The 20,490-nt window shown below is 63.1% G+C and carries 16 protein-coding genes; 10 read left to right on the forward strand and 6 right to left on the reverse strand.

The window, feature by feature from the left end:
• Nucleotides 1-177 precede the first annotated feature (177 nt).
• Entirely contained in the window at nucleotides 178-1,953 is a 1,776-nt protein-coding gene (sppA, locus tag VFO93_RS03995) for a signal peptide peptidase SppA (protein WP_325133028.1), read from the reverse strand.
• A gap of 274 nt (nucleotides 1,954-2,227) precedes the next feature.
• Nucleotides 2,228-3,523: a replication-associated recombination protein A gene (locus VFO93_RS04000; RefSeq protein ID WP_325133029.1), complete on the reverse strand. Its 1,296-nt coding sequence runs from the start codon at nucleotides 3,521-3,523 to the stop codon at nucleotides 2,228-2,230.
• A gap of 151 nt (nucleotides 3,524-3,674) precedes the next feature.
• Here VFO93_RS04000 and VFO93_RS04005 point away from each other — a divergent pair, with 151 nt between their 5' ends.
• The 7 genes from VFO93_RS04005 (at nucleotide 3,675) to VFO93_RS04035 (ending at nucleotide 9,557) form a co-directional block, all read left to right on the forward strand.
• Nucleotides 3,675-4,592 (forward strand): DMT family transporter, encoded by a 918-nt coding sequence (locus VFO93_RS04005; protein WP_325133030.1) that lies wholly within the window; start codon nucleotides 3,675-3,677, stop codon nucleotides 4,590-4,592.
• 53 nt (nucleotides 4,593-4,645) lie between these two features.
• On the forward strand, nucleotides 4,646-4,840 hold the full coding sequence (locus VFO93_RS04010) for a hypothetical protein (protein ID WP_325133031.1): 195 nt from the start codon (nucleotides 4,646-4,648) through the stop codon (nucleotides 4,838-4,840).
• On the forward strand, nucleotides 4,830-5,240 hold the full coding sequence (locus VFO93_RS04015) for a PIN domain-containing protein (protein ID WP_325133032.1): 411 nt from the start codon (nucleotides 4,830-4,832) through the stop codon (nucleotides 5,238-5,240). Before VFO93_RS04010 ends, VFO93_RS04015 begins: the two co-directional genes overlap by 11 nt.
• A gap of 60 nt (nucleotides 5,241-5,300) precedes the next feature.
• Complete coding sequence (locus VFO93_RS04020; protein WP_325133053.1) at nucleotides 5,301-6,017, forward strand: SDR family oxidoreductase; 717 nt, start codon at nucleotides 5,301-5,303, stop codon at nucleotides 6,015-6,017.
• Nucleotides 6,018-6,095: 78 nt separating this feature from the next.
• Nucleotides 6,096-7,406, forward strand: coding sequence for a deoxyribodipyrimidine photo-lyase (locus VFO93_RS04025; protein ID WP_325133033.1), 1,311 nt, complete (start codon nucleotides 6,096-6,098; stop codon nucleotides 7,404-7,406).
• A 135-nt stretch (nucleotides 7,407-7,541) separates the two neighbouring features.
• On the forward strand, nucleotides 7,542-8,183 hold the full coding sequence (locus tag VFO93_RS04030; protein ID WP_325133034.1) for a TetR family transcriptional regulator C-terminal domain-containing protein: 642 nt from the start codon (nucleotides 7,542-7,544) through the stop codon (nucleotides 8,181-8,183).
• 63 nt (nucleotides 8,184-8,246) lie between these two features.
• Nucleotides 8,247-9,557 carry an AarF/ABC1/UbiB kinase family protein gene (locus VFO93_RS04035; RefSeq protein WP_325133035.1) on the forward strand — a complete coding sequence of 437 codons (1,311 nt, stop codon included), beginning with the start codon at nucleotides 8,247-8,249 and terminating at the stop codon, nucleotides 9,555-9,557.
• A gap of 92 nt (nucleotides 9,558-9,649) precedes the next feature.
• On the opposite strand, the gene uxuA is transcribed toward VFO93_RS04035, so the two are convergent.
• A complete protein-coding gene (gene uxuA / locus VFO93_RS04040) occupies nucleotides 9,650-10,813 on the reverse strand; it encodes a mannonate dehydratase (RefSeq protein WP_325133036.1) in 1,164 nt (387 codons plus the stop codon).
• Nucleotides 10,814-11,028: 215 nt separating this feature from the next.
• Between uxuA and VFO93_RS04045 the strand changes: the two genes are divergently transcribed.
• Nucleotides 11,029-11,886, forward strand: coding sequence for a dienelactone hydrolase family protein (locus VFO93_RS04045; protein WP_325133037.1), 858 nt, complete (start codon nucleotides 11,029-11,031; stop codon nucleotides 11,884-11,886).
• Nucleotides 11,887-12,087: 201 nt separating this feature from the next.
• Here the strand turns inward: VFO93_RS04045 and VFO93_RS04050 are convergent, their stop codons facing one another.
• From VFO93_RS04050 to VFO93_RS04060, 3 genes are all read right to left on the reverse strand, one after another.
• Nucleotides 12,088-12,942 (reverse strand): hypothetical protein, encoded by an 855-nt coding sequence (locus VFO93_RS04050; RefSeq protein WP_325133038.1) that lies wholly within the window; start codon nucleotides 12,940-12,942, stop codon nucleotides 12,088-12,090.
• A 239-nt stretch (nucleotides 12,943-13,181) separates the two neighbouring features.
• The gene (locus VFO93_RS04055) at nucleotides 13,182-14,363 is read right to left on the reverse strand and encodes an alpha/beta hydrolase-fold protein (protein ID WP_325133039.1); all 1,182 of its coding nucleotides are present in this window, start codon (nucleotides 14,361-14,363) and stop codon (nucleotides 13,182-13,184) included.
• A 24-nt stretch (nucleotides 14,364-14,387) separates the two neighbouring features.
• Nucleotides 14,388-15,107: a hypothetical protein gene (locus VFO93_RS04060; RefSeq protein WP_325133040.1), complete on the reverse strand. Its 720-nt coding sequence runs from the start codon at nucleotides 15,105-15,107 to the stop codon at nucleotides 14,388-14,390.
• Between the two features lie 590 nt (nucleotides 15,108-15,697).
• Between VFO93_RS04060 and VFO93_RS04065 the strand changes: the two genes are divergently transcribed.
• Both VFO93_RS04065 and VFO93_RS04070 read left to right on the forward strand, forming a co-directional pair.
• Nucleotides 15,698-18,757, forward strand: a complete 3,060-nt coding sequence (locus VFO93_RS04065) for a SusC/RagA family TonB-linked outer membrane protein (RefSeq protein WP_325133041.1) — start codon at nucleotides 15,698-15,700, stop codon at nucleotides 18,755-18,757.
• A gap of 13 nt (nucleotides 18,758-18,770) precedes the next feature.
• The gene (locus VFO93_RS04070) at nucleotides 18,771-20,420 is read left to right on the forward strand and encodes a RagB/SusD family nutrient uptake outer membrane protein (RefSeq protein WP_325133042.1); all 1,650 of its coding nucleotides are present in this window, start codon (nucleotides 18,771-18,773) and stop codon (nucleotides 20,418-20,420) included.
• The last annotated feature ends 70 nt before the right edge of the window (nucleotides 20,421-20,490 follow it).

The raw sequence follows: 20,490 nt of genomic DNA on the forward strand, positions 1-20,490 counted from the left end.
CCGGCCCGCCCGTGAACCTCACCCCCTAGCCCCCTCTCCAAAAAAGAGGGGGGACTAGTCTCTAGTTCTAGCCTCTATTCTAAAGCTAAAGATTAGGCTAAAGCTAGCCCCCCCTCTTTTTTGGAGAGGGGGCTAGGGGGTGAGGTCCGCGCCCGGCGAGCCCGCCAACTATACTACTTACTTTATCTCCAGCTCATACGGCAACCTTGCCTGCACGCCTTTCATCTGCATCAGCTGCTGATACTGGTGATACGCCGGATACAGCGGCCCCAGCTTGGCTTGCAGCACGCGGGCCTCGGCGGCGGCCTGGTCGTCGTCGTCGGTATCGATGAAACGGCTGATGAACTTCTCGACGCTCGACTTGGTGCGCGGCAGGCGCTGCACGCGGTAGTCGTCGGCCTGGAGGTGGGCGCGGCGGGCCGCGATTTTGAGGGCGTCCTCATACGAGCCCAGCACGTCGACGAGGCCGATGGCCTTGCCTTCGGTACCGCTCCACACGCGGCCCGAGGCCACGCGGCGCAGGCGCTCCACGGGCATGTGGCGGCCCTGGGCGGCCTTGGTGGTGAAGTCGGCGTAAATCTCGTTCACCTCCAGCTGGAGCTGCTGCTTCTCGTAGTCGGTGAGGGCGCGGGTGATGGTGGGCAGGTCGGAGAACTTACCGGTAGTCACGCGGTCCACCGTCACGCCAAGCTTATCGGCCAGCAGCGGCTGGATGTTGGGCAGCACGCCGAAGACCCCGATACTACCCGTGATGGTATTGGGGTGGGCCACGATGGTATCGCAGGCCATCGCAATGTAGTAGCCGCCTGAGGCCGCCACGTCGCTCATGCTGGCGATGATGGGCTTCACTTTCTTGGTCAAGACCACCTCGCGATAGATAATGTCGGAGGCCAGCGACGAGCCGCCCGGCGAGTTGATGCGCAGCACCACGGCTTTCACCTTATCATCCATCCGCGCCTTGCGGATGGCCTCGGCAAACTTGTCGCTGCCGATGTTGTCGTCCGAGCCCCGGCCCGTCACGATGTCGCCCTCGGCGTAGATGACGGCGATGCGGTTGCCGCTGGTGCTGCCCTCTTTTTCATCGGCGCGGTCGGCGTCCTGGTAGTCGCTGAACGAGATGAGGCCCGGTTTTTTGTCCTTGGCCAAACCCAGCTTGCCCCGGATGTAGTCCTGCACCTCGTCGAAGTAGCCGAGCCTGGTTATCAGCTTCAGGCGCAGCGCGTCCTTGGCGTTGTGCACCAGCATCGAGTCGGAAATAACCTTGAGGCGCGGCTCGGGTATCTGGCGGCTGGCCGCCACCTGGCTCAGCATGTGGCCGTTGAGCGAGTTGAGGTACGACACCGTCTGGTAGCGGGCCGAGTCGGAAAAGCTTTCGCGGAAAAACGGCTCCACAGCGCTCTTAAAGGAGCCCACGCGGAAGATGTAGGGCTGAATGCCCGCCTTGTCGAACAGGCGCTTGTAGAACATCACCTCTGAGCTCAGCCCATTGAACTCCAACGTGCCCTGCGGGTGCAAGTAAATCTCATCGGCCACCGACGAGAGGTAGTAGCTTTTCTCGGACGCGATTTCGTGGTAAGCCACCACGAACTTGCCCGACTTCTTGAAGTCGAGCAGCGCATCGCGCACTTCCTCCAGCGAAGCCATGCCGCCCTGCACCAGCGTCAGATTCAGCAGAATGCCCTTGATATCGTCATCGGTTTTGGCGCGCTTGATTACCTCTTTCAAGCCCACCAGCCCGAGGCTGCTTTGGCCGCCCAGCAGGTCGGCGCTCTGCTTGCGTTCCGACAAAGGCTTGTCGAGCTTCAATTCCAGCACCGAGTTGGCGGCCACCGTCTTGTCGGGCGCGCTCGCCCCAATGGCCGCGATAGACGCGGCCAGCACCACAAACCCCAGCACCGAAAACACCACCAGCCCCACCACGGTAGCCAGCACAAACTTGAAGAATTGTCCCACAGATTCAAACGGATTTTTAGGATGTAACGGATACGCCTGCTGCGCAGGCTGGCTAGGCTAGCGTCGTGCTGGCTGAGCGGGCGGCAAGATACGGACGCTGGCTAGCTACTAGCCGACTACTCGCCAACTAATAGGCTTATCGCAGCTCCTCCCACCACATTACATACTGAGTACTGTTTTACAACTGGTACTCAACCGCTGCTACCACGCTAGCCTAGCCAGCCCGCGCAGCGGGCGTATCCGTTACATCCTAAAAATCCGTTTGAATCTGTGGTCAATAGTTGTATTTCTCCTGCCACCAGCCGCGCAGGCGCTCGCGTATTTTGGCCTCGGCGGGGTTGTCGCCGGGGTCGTAGAAGCGGGTGCCGGCCAGGGCCTCGGGCAGGAATTCCTGATAAGCGAAGTTGCCCGCTGCGTTGTGCGAGTACTGGTAGGCGTCGCCGTAGCCCAGCTCCTTCATCAGCTTGGTGGGGGCGTTGCGCAAGGGAACCGGCACGGGGTGCACGCCTTGCTGCCGCACCTGCGCCTGCGCCGCCCGGATGGCCGAGTAGGCAGCGTTGCTTTTGGGCGAGGTGGCCAGGTAAATCACGGTCTGGCTGAGAATCAAGTCCGACTCGGGCAGGCCGATGAAGGTGCAGGCCTGGAAGCAGCTCGTGGCCAGCAGCAGCGCATTGGGGTTGGCGTTGCCGATGTCCTCACTGGCCAGAATGAGCAGGCGCCGGGCGATGAATTTCACGTCTTCGCCGCCTTCCAGCATCACGGCCAGGTAGTAGAGCGCGGCGTTGGGGTCCGAGCCGCGGATGCTCTTGATGAAGGCCGAAATCACGTCGTAGTGCATCTCGCCACCCTTGTCGTAGCGCGCGATGGGGCGCTGGGCGGTGCGCTGCACGGCCGCGTCGGTGAGCTGCACGCGGCCGGTGGCGGGGTCGGGCGCGGTGCCCTCCACCACCAGCTCCAGCAGGCCGAGCAGCTTGCGGGCGTCGCCCCCGCTGAGGGCCAGCAGGGCGTGGTCTTCAATGACATCGACGGGGATTTTGCTGAGAATCTCATCTTCGGCCAGCGCCCGGCGCACGATTTCGCGCAGCGTATCGGCGCTGAGCGCCTGCAAGGTGTAAACCTGGCAGCGCGAGAGCAAGGCCGGAATCACCTCAAACGACGGGTTCTCGGTAGTAGCCCCAATGAGCGTAACCACGCCCTGCTCTACCGCGCCCAGCAAGGCATCCTGCTGCGCCTTCGAGAAGCGGTGGATTTCGTCGATAAAGAGGATGGTGCCCGTCTGCTTCTTCGCCCTCTCAATCACCTCGCGCACGTCCTTCACGCCCGCGCTGATGGCCGAGAGCATGGCGAAGGGCCGCTTCAATTCCTCGGCCAGCAAGAGCGCCAGGGTGGTTTTGCCCACGCCCGGCGGCCCCCAGAGGATGAGCGAGGGTAGGCGGCCGGCGGCCAGGTAGCGGCGCAGCACGCCCTCGGGGCCGAGCAGGTGCGTCTGGCCGGCGTAGTCGGGCAGGCGGCGGGGGCGGCGGCGCTCGGCCAAGGGGGCGGTAGTGGGGGTATCGAACAGGGAAGGCATGGTTAGTGCGTAGTGCTTGGTGCGTAGTGCTTGGCTACAAAGAACGGGTAGCTATCCACACGTCGGCCGGGCGCAAAGCCTTCTGACGGATAGCATGACGACCTTTGCGCTCAAGTCCCAAGCACCAGGCACTACGCACCAAGCACTAAAAATGTCGCCCTTCCGCATTCACCTGGCCCTGTTCGGGGCCGCCCTCATCTACGCCGCCACCTACAGCCTGGCCAAAGACCTGATGCCCGCCTACATCGAGCCGCAGGCGGCGGTGGTGTGGCGTGTGGTGGGGGCGGCGCTGGTGTTCGCGGCCCTCAAGCGCTGGGCCGCGCCGCACGAGCGCATCGCGGCCGGGGCCGATACGTGGCGGGCCATCGCGTGCGGCGTGCTGGGCATCGCGCTCAATCAGGTGGCTTTCTTCAAGGGGCTGGCCCTCACTACGCCCATCAACGCGGCGCTGCTGCAAACCCTGACGCCCATCGTGGTGGTGCTGGCCTCGGCCGCGCTGCTGGGCGAACGCCTCACGCCGGCGCGCGTGCTGGGCGTGGGGCTGGGCACGCTGGGCGCGGCCCTGCTCATCCTGAGCCGCCCCGCAGCCGGGGCCGCCGCCGCCGACCCGCTGCTCGGCAACTTGTATCTGATGGGCAACGCCTCGGTGTTCGGGCTCTACGTGGTGCTGGTGGGGCCGCTCATGCGCAAGTACCACGCCTTCACGGTGCTGGCGCGCTGCTTCTTGGTAGGGGCGGTGCTGGTGCTGCTGCTGGGCCTGCCCGATGCCATCGCTACCGACTACGGCCGCTTCACGCCCAAAATCTGGGCCGAGCTGGGCTACATGGTGGTCTTCCTCACCATCCTGGCTTATCTGCTCAACAACTGGGCCTTGAAGTACGCCTCGCCGGCGTTGTCGGGGGTGTACATCTACGTGCAGCAGGTGCTGGTGGTGGTTATCGCGGTGGCGCTGGGCACCGATACCGTGACCTTCGACAAGGCGTGGCAGGCGGCCATTATTTTACTGGGTGTGTGGCTGGTAGGCCGCAAGCCGAAGGCGGCAGCCGCCGAGGCCGAAGCGGCCGACTGAGGAACGGACAACCACCGTTTCGCGTAGCTTAGTACTCTAATCCTTTGCTTGATATGGAAACGCTCACCATCACCCTTCAAAACGAACACGCTCGCCGCGTTCTGGAAGAACTTCAGGCACTTGGCGTGCTTACGATTCAGGCGGCTACCCAGCAGCCCATCGCCCCCCGCCCACCCGCTACGTTCAGCGCCATCAGCGTTTCCACGAAAGACTTCAAGTTTAACCGCGAAGAGGCAAATGAACGGTAGGGTTTTCTTCGACACCAACGTACTGGTGTACGCTTACTCCAGCGACGACCTGGTGAAGCGGCAGGTTGCGCTGACGCTCGGCAGCATTCCCGACCGCTGGCTGTCCACGCAAGTGCTGATTGAGTTTGCCAATGTCTTCTCACGCAAGCTGAAAACGAGCTGGCCCGATATTCAGATTGCACTCATTGAGATAATCAACGACAACGCAGTTCACACCACTAACGCTGATACCATCGCCCACGCCACGCGGCTGGCGCACCGCTACGGCTTTTCGTGGTTTGACGCGCTCATCGTGGCCGCCGCGCTCGAATGCGGCTGCGACACATTGTATTCGGAAGACCTGAGCGCGGGGCAAGTGATTGAAGGCACGCTACGCGTCGTCAATCCCTTCGCTACCTAAACAACCTTGCCCAAGCCCGGCCGTTAGCTAAGCTCCACTGCTTATTTGCTACTCGTCGCCGTGACTTCTACTGGTAAAAACATTCTTCTCGTGGGGGCTTCGTCCGGCATCGGGCTGGCCACTGCCCAGGCGCTGCACGCGGCCGGGGCCACGCTCTTCACCGCCTCGCGCCAGCTCTCGCCCGAGCTCGCCGCCCTCGGCACCACCCATTTTACCTACGACGCCACGCAGCCCGTGGGCACTGCCTTCGACGCGCTGCCCGAGCAGCTGCACGGCCTCGTGTACTGCCCCGGCTCCATCAAGCTGCGGCCCTTCGAGCGGGTGCCGGTCGAAGACTTCCGGGCCGACTTTGAGCTGAACGTGCTCGGCGCGGTGCAGGTACTGCAAGCCACCATCAAGCGCCTCAAGAAGGCCGAAAGCGGGGCCAGCGTGGTGCTGTTTAGCACGGTGGCGGCGGCGGTGGGCATGAGCTTCCACACCAGCATCGCTACTGCCAAAGCCGCCGTGGAAGGCCTCACCCGCGCCCTGGCCGCCGAGTACGCCGCCAGCGGCGTGCGCATCAATTGCCTGGCCCCCAGCCTCACCGATACGCCCCTGGCCGCTGCCCTGCTCAACACCCCCGAGAAAGCCGAGGCCGGCGCCAAGCGCCACCCCTTGCAGCGCGTGGGCCGTCCGGATGACCTGGCCAGCATGGCCGCCTTCCTGCTTTCGGACCAGGCCAGCTTCATCACCGGCCAGACGCTGGCCGTAGACGGCGGCATGGGCAAGCTGAAGTAGTGCTTAGCAGTTGGTGCTTAGTGCTTAGCACCTTTCCACTACGTACTAAGCACTGCGCACTAGGCACTAACTACGATTATGAAAATCACCCTCTTCTGGCACCGGCGCGACCTGCGCTTCCAGGACAACGCCGGCCTGGCCGCCGCCCTGCAAAGCGGGCACCCCGTGCTGCCGCTGTTCATCTACGACGAGACCATCCTCGAAAAGCTGGATAAGCAGGACGCCCGGCTCACCTTCATCTTCGACCAGGTCGAGCGCCTGGCCGCCGAGGCTAAGGAGGCTGGCGGCGGCTTTCTGGCAATACACGGTAAGGTAGAAGCGGTATTCAAGCAATTGCTGAAAGACTACGACGTGGCCGCCATCTACACCAACGAGGACTACGAGCCCTACGCCACCACCCGCGACGCGGCCGTGGCCCAGCTCGCCGAGAAGGCCGGCGCGGAGTTCAAAGCGTTTAAGGACCAGGTGATTTTTGCCAAAGACGAGGTGCTGACCAAGAACGGCAAGCCGTCGAAGGTCTTCGGCGCGTACTCGAAAGCCTGGCAGGCCAAGGCGAAGCCCGAGGACTTCGAGCCGCATCCGTCGGCGCGGCTGTTCAAGAAAGAGGACTTAGCCAAGCCGAAGGCTGGCGACGCCAAGCGCCCGAATCTTAAAGACCTGGGCTTTGAGCGGCACGAGCAGCCCACGCCGCCCGCCAAGCTACCCGCCGCCGAGGTGGTGAAGCACTACGATAAGACGCGCGACTTTCCGGCTGATAACAAGGGCACTACGCACATGTCGGTGCACCTGCGCTTTGGCACCATGAGCGTGCGCCAGCTGATGAAGCAGGCCGAGGAAGTCAATAGCAAGCTTTTGAACGAGATGATATGGCGCGACTTCTTCATGATGTTGCTCTGGCACTTTCCCAACACAGCCGAGGAGGCCTACGACCCCAAGATGCGCCACCTCCCCTACCGCGACGACCCCGCGCAATACCGGGCCTGGACGGAGGGCCGCACCGGCTACCCACTCGTGGATGCGGGCATGCGCCAGCTCAACGAGTCGGGCTACATGCACAACCGCGCCCGCATCGCGGCGGCGGGCTTCCTGGTCAAGCACTTGTTTATGGACTGGAAGGTGGGCGAGCACTACTTCTCGGAAAAGCTCATCGACTACGACATGAGCAACAACGTGGGCAACTGGCAGTGGATGGCCGGCACCGGGGCCGTGGCCGCGCCGTGGTTCCGGGTGTACAGCCCCGACAGCCAGCAAAAGCAGTACGACCCTGACTACGAGTATGTGAAGCAGTGGGTGCCCGAGTTTGGGACGGACAAATACCCCCAGCCGATAGTCGAGCATAAGTTTGCCCGCGAGCGGGCGATAGAGGCCATTAGGAAGGGCCGGAAGTAACACCAAGCTCCTGCTTGGTGCCACGTAAGGGCACGCCTGAAACCGTCCTAACGCCGCACCAAGCAGGAGCTTGGTGTTACACTAAATAACCCCAGCCGCCCCGAACCCTGCTAGTGCCGTGGCGGTTATACCCGCATGGAACCGACTTTGCTGAAACCCGCTTACCTCGACTACCTGCGCCGCCACGGCCACGCCCCCAAAACCGTTTTTGTCTTTGCCGATGCGCAGGGCATCACGGAGGGCGAGTTTTATCGCCACTACGCTTCCTTCGCCGCCATCGAGCGCGAGGCGTGGGTGGAGTTTGGCCGCGAGGCCCGCGCCCAGGCGGCCCAGGAGCCCGCGTGGCAGGGCTACGGCAGCCGCGAAAAGCTGCTGGCCTTCTACTACACGCTGCTGGAGATTTTGAAGAACAACCGCAGTTTCGTGTTGCTCACGCTCAAGCGCTCGCAGCAGCGCCGGCTGGCCGTGGTGCCCAAGGTGCTCGACCAGTTTGAGGCTGATTTCAAGGACTTTGTGGAGGAGATACTGCACGAGGGCCGCAGCACGGGCGAAGTCGCCAGCCGGCCGTTTTTGCAGGATGGCTACGGGCGCATCTTCCTGCGCCAGCTGCAATTCATCCTCCTGTTTTTTGTGCGCGACGAGTCGGCCGGCTTCGAGCGGACGGATGCGGCCGTGGAAAAGGCGGTGACGCTGAGCTTCGATTTGGTGGGGCGCAATACGTTTGATTCGGCGCTGGATTTCGGACGGTTTTTGCTGCAACGTACCAGCGTAGGGTAAGCTTTAGCTTGCCTTTTTCTCGTCTTCATCAGCCTGTCGCTGGCAAGCTAAAGCTTACCCTACATGTCCGACCAACCGCAAGAATCGCTGCCCACCAGCAAGGTGGCCCGCGCCGCCCGCTTCGCCAAAACCGGCTTTAAGGTAGGCGCCAACTACGTGCAGCACTACGCCAAAAAAGCCGTGGGCGCCGACGCCACCGCCGCCGACCTACACCAAGCCAACGCCGAGGAGCTCTACAGCACGCTGAGCGAGATGAAAGGCTCGGTGCTGAAAGTAGCCCAGATGCTGGCCATGGAAAAAAACCTGCTACCCCCGGCCTACGCCAAGCAGTTTCAGCAGGCGCAGTACCAGACGCCGCCGCTGTCGGGACCGCTGGTGGTGAAGGCGTTCCGCGACGCCTTCGGGCACTCGCCCAGCGAGGTGTTCGACGAGTTTGACCCACAGGCGCGGCAGGCGGCCAGCATCGGGCAGGTGCATTTTGCGCGCAAAATGGGCAAGGCGCTGGCCGTGAAGGTGCAGTACCCCGGCGTGGGCGCGAGCATTAAGTCCGACATTGCGATGGTGAAGCCGGTGGCGCTGCGCATCATGGGCCTCAAGGAGGAAACGCTGCGCCCCTACATCGCCGAGGTCGAGGCGCGACTGATTGAAGAAACTGACTACAAGCTTGAACTGAGCCGCGGCCAGGCCGTGGCGGCCAAGTGCGGCCACCTGCCGCACCTCCAGTTTCCGGCCTACTACCCCGCCTTGTCGTCGGCTCGCATCCTCACGATGGACTGGCTGCCCGGCCAGCACATGCAGGAGTTTCTGGCCGACAACCCGCCGCAGGAAGTGCGCAACCAGCTCGGCCAGGCCCTCTGGGATTTCTACCAGTACCAGCTCCGCGAACTGCGCCAGCTGCACGCCGACCCGCACCCCGGCAACTTTCTCTTCAGCCACACCAACGGCGGTACGGTAGGCGTGCTCGACTTCGGCTGCGTGAAAGACGTGCCGCCGCTGGAGCAGCAGCAGTTTCTGGCCCTACTCGACCCGGCTACCCTTGCCGACCCCTCCCGCCTCGAAGCCCTGCTCACCGAGGCCGGCGTGCTGCGCCCCGGCGACGCGCCCGCCCTGCGCAATATGTATTTGCGCACCCTCACGCAGTCGCTGGAGCTGGTGGGCCGGCCCTTCCGGCAAGACTCGTTTGACTTCGGCGACCCGGCTTACATGCAGAGTCTCTACGCCTTGGGCGACGACCTGATGCAGGACCAGGAGCTGCGCCAGCAGCGCGAGCCGCGCGGCTCGGCCCACTTCGTGTATTTGAACCGGACTTATGTGGGGCTGTTTTCGCTGCTCACCGAGCTGGGCGCGGTAGTGCGGACGAGCTACGCAGACTAAGGCTGTCGGCGCAAGCCTGCGATTTGTGACAGCACATCAAAAAGGCCGCCCCTAACGGGAGCGGCCTTTTTAGTTTTATCCACTTCTTAATTTCAAATGCTGCGGCTGATGCCCAGCTCCAGCCCGCGCAGCTCGGCGAGGCCGCGCAGGCGGCCTATGGCCGAGTAGCCGGGGTTGGTTTTCTTGTGCAGGTCGTCGAGCATCTGGTGGCCGTGGTCGGGGCGCATGGGCAGGCTGGTTTGGCGCTGACGCATGGTCTGCACCAGCTCGCGCATCACGGCGTACATGTCCACGTCGCCTTCCAGGTGGTTGGCCTCGTAGAAGTTGCCGTATTCGTCGCGCTGCGTGCTGCGCAGGTGAATGAAGTGAATGCGGTCGGCAAACTGGCGCACCATGCCAGGCAAATCATTATCGGCCCGCACGCCAAATGAGCCGGTGCAGAAGCACAGGCCATTGCGCAACGAGGGCACGGCGGCCGCCAGCGCGGCCACGTCGGCGGCCGTACTCACCACGCGCGGCAAGCCCAGAATCGGGTACGGCGGGTCGTCGGGGTGAATGGCGAGGTTTACGCCCACCTCTTCGGCCACGGGCACGATTTCCTGTAGAAATAAAATCAGGTGCTGCCGCAATTTTTCCGCGTCAATGCCCGCATACGCATCGAGCGCCTGCTGAAACTGCGCGAGCGTGAAGCTCTCCTCACTGCCCGGCAGCCCGGCAATGATGTTGCGCTGAAGCAGTTGCTTCTCGGCGTCGCTCATGGCGTCGAAGCGGGCCTGGGCGCGGGCCAGCTCGTCGGGCGCGTAGTCCTGGGTTGCGCCTTGGCGCTGAAGTAGCAGCGCATCGAAGGCAATGAAGGCGGCTTTTTCGAAGCGCAGGGCTTTCGAGCCATCTGCTACTTCGTAGGCCAAATCCGTGCGCGTCCAGTCGAGCACGGGCATGAAGTTGTAGGTAACGGTGCGGATACCGCAGGCCGCCAGGTTGCGAATAGACTGCTGGTAGTTAGCAATGTATCGCTGAAAATCGCCGGTGCGCGTTTTAATATTTTCGTGCACGGGCACGCTTTCGACCACGCTCCACGTCAGGCCGACGGCGGCGATGAGCTGCTGGCGCGCCTGAATTTCGGCCACCGGCCACACTTCGCCGTTGGGGATGTGGTGCAGGGCCGATACCAGGTCGGTAGCGCCGGCCTGGCGGATGTCGGCGAGGCTTACGGGGTCGTTGGGGCCAAACCAGCGCCAGCTTTGGATAAGGGGCATGTGTTTTAGAATGAGCAATTAATAAGACGTAATGAACAAGCGGCAACCGACAGGCGGCGGGCTTTATCGTCGAAGCCTGCCGATTATCGGCCAACGAAACCAATTTCGAACGCGCGAACGTGTGCAAACATAGGCCTCGAATGCACACACCCAGCGCGGTAACATTGCACCAGCTAACTGTTATGGCAGCGTATTCCGACACTTCCCCCTTACCCATGAAAAAACTACTGCTCCTTGCCGCCGCGGCCCTGGCTTTCGGCACCGCCCAGGCCCAAACGGCCGCCCTCAGCTGCTGCACCCGCCCAGCCGGCCCCAGCGCCACCGAAGCCTTCGCGATGTTGGCTAGCAACCAGGAGTTTGTGGGCGGGCACGACGCGCCGCTACCCTACACCTACGCCGGCGAAGGCGAGATGGTAGAATTTAAAACGCCTGACGGCAAATCGGGCCGGGGCTTCGAAATCAAAAGCGCCACGCCCAGCAACAAGTACCTCCTGGTGTACCAGGAGTGGTGGGGCCTCAACGACTACATCAAAAAAGAAGCCGCCCGCTTTGCCGAGGAAATGCCCGGCGTGAACGTGCTGGCCGTGGACCTCTACGACGGCCGCGTGGCCGGCTCGCCCGAAGAAGCCGGCAAGCTGATGCAAAGCATTAACACCGACCGGGCCATGGCCATCGTAAAAGGCGCGCAGCTGCACGCCGGCCCCAAGGCCCGGATTGCCTCGGTGGGCTGGTGCTTCGGCGGCGGCTGGAGCTTGCAAAGCGCCCTGCTCGGCGGCAAGCAAACCGTGGGCTGCGTGATGTACTACGGCATGCCCGAAAAGGATGTGGCCAAGCTCAAAACTCTGAATTCGGACGTGCTGGGTCTCTTTGCCGAGTACGACAAGTCGATAAGCCCCGAGGTGGTAGCGCAGTTTGAGAAGAATATGGCCGCCGCTGGCAAGAAGCTGACCGTGAAGGAGTATCCCGCCGTCCACGCCTTCGCCAACCCCTCCAACCCCAAATACGACCAGGCCCTGGCCGAAGACGCCCACCAGCGCGCACTGACCTACCTCAAGGCGCGGCTGAAGGCGTAAGGAACGGCTCATAGCCCCAGCGGGGCGGCCCGTCGGTAGCAAAGGCACCGCGCACCACAACAAAGCCCCAGCGGGGCAACCCTGGCGTCAGGGTCGCCCCGCTGGGGCTTTGAGTTTGTTGTCCTTATAACCTATCGACGGGTTGCCCCGCTGGGGCTAGCAGCCAGCTACCCCCTAAAAAGCGAAAGAATATCCCCCTTCCTACCCTACCTGCCGCAGCGTAGCCGGGCGCTGGGCAAAGCTGCGCGCCGGGGTAGGCAATGCAAGAGAGCCCGGCCCAGAGAACTGGCCGTGCGCCAGCTCAGCGCGCAGTTGCTCGATTTCTTCGAGCAACTCAGCCCAACTCTGAGCCACGAAATAAGGCTGGGCCTCGGCCGCGAAGCCAGCGGTGGGCACGGCCAGCAGCCGCAGTTGCTGGGCAGCACCGGCCAGGGGCTGCACCCGGCTGGCCTCGGCGGCGGCCGCCGCGTGCAGGTGCCGCGTCGAGGTCAGCAGCGTGGCCCCGTAGAACTGCGGCCGCTCGCCGGCCGGGGCCAGCAAACCCAGCTCGAAGGTGGCGCGGGTGAAGCGCCGCAGCAGCGCCGCCGTGGCCGGCGTGGTAGCCAGCGCCCACACCTGGCCCAGCGCCTGGAGCGCCTGGGCGTAGCCGGGCTCGAGCAGCAGCGGCAGCCGCCCCATTACTTCCGAAAACAAATCGACGCCGTGGGGCGGGTGGTCAAACTCGGCGAAGGTGCGCAGGCGCGTCACGAGCGGCAGCTCGCGCCGGGCCAGGGCGGCGTAGTACTCGGCCTCGGGCAGGGGGCCGCCGGCGGCGCGCAGCGTCCAGCCGGTGTGCTGCTGCACAAGCGGGGCGAGGCGGGCCAGGGTCGGCACCTCCTCGCGCCGCAAGCCCAGGGCCGCTACCCCGGCCGCGAAGGCCGGGTGCGCCCGCCTGTGCAGCAAGGCCAGCTGGCGGTCGAACAGCATTTTCCAGACGCCGGCGGCGGCGGGGGCGGTGGGGTGGTAGGGGCGGGCTAGCTGGTGCAAGGTCATCTTCGGAAAAGTATAATGGGACAAAAAAAAGCCCGATTCCTGGGAGAGGAATCGGGCGAAAGCTTAGGAGGAAAAGCTGGGAAAAAGCATCTGATTATTTCCCTGCTGACCGGCCATGCCGCACGATTCCGATACCCATATTGGGTCGCTTAATCACTAGGCAATACATCTGGCAGGTGGTCATCATGTCGGGGCAAATATACGGGCGCTTGTGATTTCTGCAACTGCGCGCCCGTTTTTTTCAAAAAAAGATAACGACGAGCTTATTTCGTTAACAACCACTGGTAGGCCGGCCCAAACTCGCGCCGCCAAAACCATTCGGCGTGCTGGCCGTCGGCGGGGGTTTTGAAGCTGACGTGGCTGGCGGGCACGCCGCGCTTGAGTAGCGCGTCGCGCACTTCTGCCATGTTGGGCACCATCGTCGGGCCCTCGGCCGGGCCGGCCAAAAAGTAGAATTTGCTGGCCACCGGCACCGCGCGCTGCTGCCGCACCTGGCGCAGCACCGCGTCTTTGGCAAACCAGAACGCCGGCGAAAACACCCCTACCCTGCCGAACACCTGCGGGTACTTCATCCCGGCGTAAAACGAAATCAGCCCACCCATACTGGAGCCCATGATGGCCGTGTGCGCCGCGTCGGGCCGGGTGCGGTAGTGCTGGTCGATGTAGGGCTTGAGGGTTTCGACCAGAAACTCGACGTACTGCTGGCCCTCGCCGCCTTTTTTCAAGCGCTCGTTTTTCCAGGGCGAGTACTCGTCGAGGCGGCGCTCGCCGCCGTTGTCGATAGCCACTACCAGGCAGCCGGTAGCATCTTCCTTACTGGCCAGCAGCGCGTTGAGGGTTTCGTCGACGCCCCACTCACCGGCGTAGGCGGTAGCGCGGTCAAAGATATTCTGGCCGTCGTGCAAATACAGCACCGGGTAGCGGCGCTGGCTGGCGTCGTAGCCGGGCGGCAGGTAGAGCCAGATGCGGCGCTTGCGCCCGCCCAGCTGCGGCAGCCGAAACGAGTCGGCCAGAATACGCACGTTGGGGGTGGCGGAGTGGGGCTGGGCGGCCAAGGGAGGAGCGCCGCCGGGGCGCTGGTCTTGCCAGGCAGCTACCTGCAAAGTAAGCGTGCCGGTGCCGAAATCGGCCTGCCGGTTGGCCAGCGGCTGCCAGCTGGCGTCGGTTTCGCCGGTGTCCCACGAGCCCCGCGTAAACTTAAATTCCTGCGGCCCGCGCACCGTGGCGGGCAGCGTAAGCTGGTACGAGCCATCGGGCCGGGGCGCGAGGGCGAAGCCGGGCGCGGCAGGGTTCCACTCATTAAATGAGCCCGCTACGTAGATTTTTTGCCCCGCTGGCACGGCCGCGCCAGGCGTCAGGCGCAGGGTGGTCTGGGCGGGGGCCGGGGCGCCGCGCAGGGCCAGCAGGCTGGCCACCGCCAGTCCTATTCTTCGCAATTTGTTCATAAGCCCTGGCCCCAAAGCGGGCCGTTAGCGGATAACCTCGCCGCTGCCCGCGCCGCGCTCCGACTGGTCGATTTTGCGCAGCGTGTAGATGGCCCGGATGGAATCGACGCCCGGCAAGCCGTTGGTTTCGAAGTCGATGCGCGAGCCTTTCTTTTGCGGGCCGCTCACGAAGTGGCGGTAGTCTTCAGCCGACTCGCGCACCACGTAGAGCTCGCCGGGGCTGGGCACCTTGAGGCGCACGTAGGTGCTGCGGCCGTCGGGGGCGGTAGTGCGCTTGTCGCTGCTGGCCAGCAGGCTCACGCCGGCCAGGCGGTATTTGCCGGCCTCGGCGGCGGCCTGGCCGGGCGGGTCGTAGTTGCCGAGGCCATCCACGAAAACCTCGCGGCGGGCCACTAGGTCTTCGAGCGAGGTGGTTTTGAGCAGGGGCAGGTTTTTCTCTTCCATCAGGAGCTGCTGCACGGCCGTGCCGGGCGCGGCCTGCTGGTAGAAGACGAGCACAGGCTCCTTGATTTTCACCTTGCTGATAATCAGCGGGGGCTTGATTTCCTCTTCCACTACTCGGCGGGCGGCCTCCACGGGCGGGGGCGGCGGCGGGGGCGTTTTCGCGCCGGGCTTGCCCTTCACCGGCGCTTTGCCGGGCGCAGGCTTGGCGGGCGCGGGCTTGCGCACCTGGGCCACCGCGTGCCGGGTGCCAGCCCCTAGCAGGGCCACGGCGAGGAAGAAAGAGCAACGGGTGATTTTCATGGCGAGGCAGAATCGCTCAAAAGTACAAAACGCGGGCCGCTTTTCGCAACATTCGCGCCACTGGCCTGAGTCAGTTGCTGCGGTAGCAGCGCAGCAACTATCCGCGTCTTTGGCTTATTCTCCTGCTAGTTAAGCTCGCAGCTTGGCGGCGGGGCTACCCGGCCCCCGTTCTGCTCCTGGGCACTGCGGCAGGATGCAACTTGCTGGCGTACTATTTTTTCATGTCTTCGGCCAACCTTACAGGCTGCGGATTCACGCACAAAACAGCCTACTGGTGCCTGCTTTCGCCTCCCAGCCCAGCCTGCGAAACCGAGTTGGCCAGACTGCCTAAGCGCTACCGTGGGCACCTCAAGGAGAATATTATTTACAACACTTTAGCGCGTTACCGAATAATTACCCGGCTTACCACGTAATTTTGCGAAATCGATTCCGGTCCTGTGCTGCGGCCACGCAAACCCTGCGTCGGCTTCGCTGTTTCCACGGCCGCAAGGGTTGATTTCCCCAAAGACGTTATTCGTTCTGGCTGCTGGTCGCGGCCATTCTACCCCGCTTTTGTTTTCCACTTTTTTCCCCACCCAACCTAGTTGTTTATGAAGCAACCCTACCTGCCGAAACTCCGGTTTCTGCTTTTTCTATTACTCGGCCTGGCCGCCTCCTGGGGCACCGCCTGGGCACAGGCCACCGGCGGCACGGTAGCCGGCCGCATTACGGACACGAAAAACGAAGGCATTCCGGGCGTAACAGTCGTGATTGAAGGCACGACGCTCGGCGGCTCGACTGACCTTGAGGGCAATTACAACATCAGCAACGTGCCGGCCGGGCCGCAAACGGTCGTCATCTCGTTTGTGGGCTATACTACGGTACGCCAGCCCGTTACAGTGGCTGCTGGCAAAACCACCTCGGTAGCCACGCAGCAGCTGGCTGAAAATGCGACGGCCCTGGGCGAGGCCGTGGTAGTGGGCTACGGCACGGTGCGCAAGCAGGACGTAACCGGCGCGCTGACCACCGTAACATCGAAGGAGTTTGTGCAGGGCCAGATTACCAACCCCGAGCAGTTGGTGCAGGGCAAGGTAGCCGGCGTGCAGATTTCGACCGCGGGCGGCGCGCCCGGCGCGGGCACTACCATCCGCATTCGCGGGGGTTCGTCGCTGAACGCCAGCAACGACCCGCTCATCGTCATCGACGGCGTGCCGGTGGACAACTCGAACGCCAGCGGCGTATCGAACCCGCTGAGCTTGATTAACCCCAACGACATCGAAACCTTCACGGTGCTGAAGGACGCCTCGGCTACCGCCATCTACGGTTCGCGCGCTTCCAACGGCGTTATTCTCATCACCACCAAGCGCGGCGTGATTGGCGAGGCGCTGACGGTGAACGTGTCGCAGAACACTTCGGTGGCCCGCCGCTACAACGCGGTGCCGGTGCTATCGGCCGACGAGTTTCGGGCGGCCGTGCAGCGCGTGGCCCCCGGCAAGGCCAACCTGCTGGGCTCGGCCAACACCAACTGGCAGGACGAGATTTTCCGCTCGGCCTGGTCGTTTGACAACAACGTGAGCCTGGCCGGGGCCGTGGGCAAGCTGCCCTTCCGCGCTTCTATCGGCAACCTGCAGCAGCAGGGCATTCTGATTACCAACCGCCTGATTCGGAACACGGGCGCGCTGAGCCTGAATCCGGTGCTATTCGACAACCACCTGCGTATCAACATGAACGTGAAGGGCTCGTGGATTGACAACAACTTTGCCGACAACGGCGCTATCGGCGCGGCGGCGGCCTTCGACCCCACCCAGCCGGTACTCAGCGGCAACTCGGCCTACGGCGGCTACTTCGAATACCTGCAAAGCGCTGGCGGCCCGCCCCAGCTCAACGTGCCCCGCAACCCGGTGGCTTTGCTGAACCTGCGCCGCGACCGCAGCTCGGTGAAGCGCAGCATCGGCAACCTGCAGCTCGACTACAAGCTGCACTTTTTGCCCGACCTGCACGCCAACGTGAACATTGGCTACGACATCACGCGGGCTAATGGGATGAACTCGGTTGACCCCAACTCGGCCGGCACTTACACCAATACCCCTTTTTATAGCAACCCGCTGACGGCCAACCTCCGCGGGGGCACGTCGAGCAAGTATGCGCAGCAGCGCGACAACAAGCTGCTGGAGCTGTACTTGAACTACACCAAGCAGTTTGGCACCAACAGCCGCCTCGAATTGCTGGCGGGCTACTCGTACCAGGACTTCGTGCGGGTAGAGCCGGCCTACGCCACTTACCTGGGCGTATCGCCCGACACCGTGACGTACCGCCGCGCCAACATCAACCCGTTCCGCACGCAGTACACCATCTTGTCGTACTACGGCCGTGCCAACCTCACGCTGTTTGACCGTTACATTTTCACCGGCACGCTGCGTAATGATGCGTCGTCGCGCTTTCCGTACAGCAACCGCAACGCCTTGTTCCCGGCCGCCTCATTCGCGTGGCGCATCAAGGACGAGGCGTTCCTGAAAGACACCAAAGTGCTGTCGGACCTGAAACTGCGTTTGGGCTACGGCATCACGGGCCAGCAGGACATCGCGGGCGCGGCCGGCGACTACCCCTACATCCAGCGCTACGCCCTCAACGTGCTGAACGCGCAGTACCTATTTGGCAATACGCCGATTCAGCCCTACTCGCCGCTGGGCTTCAACAGCAACCTGAAGTGGGAGCAGACGACGACCTACAACGCTGGCCTGGACTTTGGCTTCCTTGATGGCCGCCTCACGGCGTCGGTAGATGCATACTACCGCAAAACCAAGGACTTGCTGGCCGTGATTCCGATTGCGCTGGGCACCAACTACACCAACCAGCTGGTATCAAACGTGGGCACGCTCGAGAACAAGGGTATTGAGGTGAACATCGCCGCTTCGCTCATCAAGCAGGAAGGCTTCGACTGGACGGTGAACCTGAACGGCACCTACAACGTGAACCGCATCACCTCGCTCGGGCCGCAGGTAGAAGGCTTTTCGGGCATCCGCAACAACAACGGCGGCACGGTATCGGGCGGCACGGGCACGCAGCTCTTCAACTACCAGGTGGGTAATCAGGCTACCTCGTACTACGTGTACCAGCAAGTGTATGGCACCGATGGCAAGCCGCTCGACGACGTGTACGTGGACCGCAACGGCGACGGCATCATCAACGACAACGACCGCTACCAGTACCAGCAAGCCGCGCCCAAGTTCCTGCTCGGCTTTAGCTCGAACCTGAACTACAAGCACGTGTTTGCTTCGTTCTCGATGCGCGGCAACTTCGACAACTACGTGTACAACAACATCAACTCGAACTACGGCACCTACCAGGGCATCAACGGCTCGACCAACTTCCTGGGCAACGTGGCGCAGGACGCGCTGTACACCAACTTTGCCCTGAACTCGCAGAACAAGTACGCCTCCGACTACTACATCCAGAACGCTTCGTTCCTGCGCATGGACAACGCCACGATTGGCTACAACCTGGGCAAAGTATTCAAGTCCAAGGCGAACCTGCGCATTACCGGCGCTGTTCAGAACGTGTTCGTAATCACCAAGTACACGGGCCTCGACCCCGAGATTCCGAACGGCATCGACAACAACGTGTATCCCCGGCCGCGCACCTACACGCTGGGCTTGAATCTGACTCTTTAATTCCCACCGTTCTATGAATCGTATTCTTCGCAAAAGCGCCGCGCTGGCCGGGTTTTCTACCGCCATCCTGGCTGTTGCCCCTTCGTGCACCAAAGACCTGGACCGCACGCCGACCTACGACCTGACTACCGACGCCGTTTATAAAAACTTCGCGGGCTACCAGGCCGTGGCGGCCAAGGTGTACAGCGGCTTTGCCGTAACCGGCCCCAACGGCCCCGACGCCACCTCGGGCGACGTATTGGGCATCGACCAGGGCACGTCTGACTACATCCGCCAGCTGTGGAGCGCGCAGGAGCTGACCACCGACGAGGCGGTAATTGCCTGGAGCGACCCCGGCGTGCAGGACTGGCACAACATGAACTGGACCTCGAACGGTGTGTTTATCCAAGGCCTGTATAGCCGCATCCTGTACGAGATAACCCTCTGCAACGGCTTTCTGGCCGAGGCTACCGACGCCAAAATTGCGAGCCGGGGCCTGAGCGCCACCGAAACGCAGCAGGTGCAGGCCTTCCGCTCGGAGGTGCGCTTTTTGCGGGCGCTGGCTTATTACCACGCGCTGGACTTGTACGGCAACGTGCCTTTCCCAACCGAGGCCGACCAGATTGGGGGCACCACGCCGCCCCGCCGCATTGCGCGGGCCGACTTGTTTGCCTACATCGAAACCGAGCTGAAAGCCATCGAGACCACGCTGGTGGCCCCCGGCCAAAATCAGTACGGCCGCGCCGACCAGGGTGCCGCTTGGATGCTGCTGGCCCGCCTCTACCTCAATGCCAAAACCTACACCGGCGCGGCTCGCTACGCCGACTGCGCCACGTACAGCAAAAAGGTAATCGACTCGAACGCCTACGGCTTGGCTACCCGCTACACCAACCTGTTTCGGGCCGATAACAACCGTAACGCGACCAGCAGCACCGGCAAGCCGGAAATCATTTTCCCGATTGTGTACGATGGCAAGCTGACCCAGACCTACGGGGGCACTACCTTCCTGACCCACGCCGCAGTATCGGGCACGGCCGATGCCAACTGGAAGCCTTCGCGCTACGGCATCGGGGGTGGCTGGGGCGGCATCCGCACCACGCACCGCCTCTACGACCTGTTTCCGGACACGGTGGCCGACTCGCGCGGCAAGTTCCAGACCGCCGGCCAGACGCTGGACATCACTTCACAGACGGACTTCAAGTACGGCTACGTGCCGATTAAGTACCGCAACCTGACTTCGACGGGCGTGGCCGGCTCCGATCCCACCTTCGTGGACACCGACTTCCCTATGTTCCGCCTGGCCGACGCCTACCTGATGTACGCTGAGGCCGCCCTCAACGGCGGTGGCGACCAGACCCTGGCCGTTACCTACATGAACCTGGTGCGCCGCCGCGCCTACCAAGGCTCGGCGGCCGGCGACGTGACGCTGGCCACCATGACCAGCGACCCTTATTTCATTCTGAACGAGCGCGCCCGTGAACTGCACTGGGAAGGCACGCGCCGCAGCGACCTCATCCGTTTCGACCGCTTCGTGGGCAGTTCGGTGTCGGCCACGTCCTACACCTGGCCCTGGAAGGGCGGGGTGATGGCGGGCACTACCGTGCCGGCCTACCGCGCGCTGCTGCCCATCCCGACCAGCGACCTGAGCGTGAACCCGAACCTGACGCAAAACCCCGGCTACTAACCTCTTTATCAGCTTCTGGCCCTGCGGGGCCGGAAGCTGATTTCAGTATTTCCCACCCTACTTTTTAGGC

Origin of the sequence: Hymenobacter sp., from assembly GCF_035709525.1 — a bacterium.
Taxonomy (GTDB): domain Bacteria; phylum Bacteroidota; class Bacteroidia; order Cytophagales; family Hymenobacteraceae; genus Hymenobacter.

What these genes read in the sequence shown, in the direction of transcription:
- VFO93_RS04000 (WP_325133029.1), bottom strand. Translation starts at nt 3,523, where the DNA reads ATGCCTTCCCTGTTCGATACCCCCACTACCGCCCCCTTGGCCGAGCGC.
- VFO93_RS04005 (WP_325133030.1), top strand. Translation starts at nt 3,675, where the DNA reads ATGTCGCCCTTCCGCATTCACCTGGCCCTGTTCGGGGCCGCCCTCATC.
- VFO93_RS04010 (WP_325133031.1), top strand. Translation starts at nt 4,646, where the DNA reads ATGGAAACGCTCACCATCACCCTTCAAAACGAACACGCTCGCCGCGTT.
- VFO93_RS04015 (WP_325133032.1), top strand. Translation starts at nt 4,830, where the DNA reads ATGAACGGTAGGGTTTTCTTCGACACCAACGTACTGGTGTACGCTTAC.
- VFO93_RS04025 (WP_325133033.1), top strand. Translation starts at nt 6,096, where the DNA reads ATGAAAATCACCCTCTTCTGGCACCGGCGCGACCTGCGCTTCCAGGAC.
- VFO93_RS04030 (WP_325133034.1), top strand. Translation starts at nt 7,542, where the DNA reads ATGGAACCGACTTTGCTGAAACCCGCTTACCTCGACTACCTGCGCCGC.
- VFO93_RS04035 (WP_325133035.1), top strand. Translation starts at nt 8,247, where the DNA reads ATGTCCGACCAACCGCAAGAATCGCTGCCCACCAGCAAGGTGGCCCGC.
- uxuA (WP_325133036.1), bottom strand. Translation starts at nt 10,813, where the DNA reads ATGCCCCTTATCCAAAGCTGGCGCTGGTTTGGCCCCAACGACCCCGTA.
- VFO93_RS04045 (WP_325133037.1), top strand. Translation starts at nt 11,029, where the DNA reads ATGAAAAAACTACTGCTCCTTGCCGCCGCGGCCCTGGCTTTCGGCACC.
- VFO93_RS04055 (WP_325133039.1), bottom strand. Translation starts at nt 14,363, where the DNA reads ATGAACAAATTGCGAAGAATAGGACTGGCGGTGGCCAGCCTGCTGGCC.
- VFO93_RS04060 (WP_325133040.1), bottom strand. Translation starts at nt 15,107, where the DNA reads ATGAAAATCACCCGTTGCTCTTTCTTCCTCGCCGTGGCCCTGCTAGGG.
- VFO93_RS04065 (WP_325133041.1), top strand. Translation starts at nt 15,698, where the DNA reads ATGAAGCAACCCTACCTGCCGAAACTCCGGTTTCTGCTTTTTCTATTA.
- VFO93_RS04070 (WP_325133042.1), top strand. Translation starts at nt 18,771, where the DNA reads ATGAATCGTATTCTTCGCAAAAGCGCCGCGCTGGCCGGGTTTTCTACC.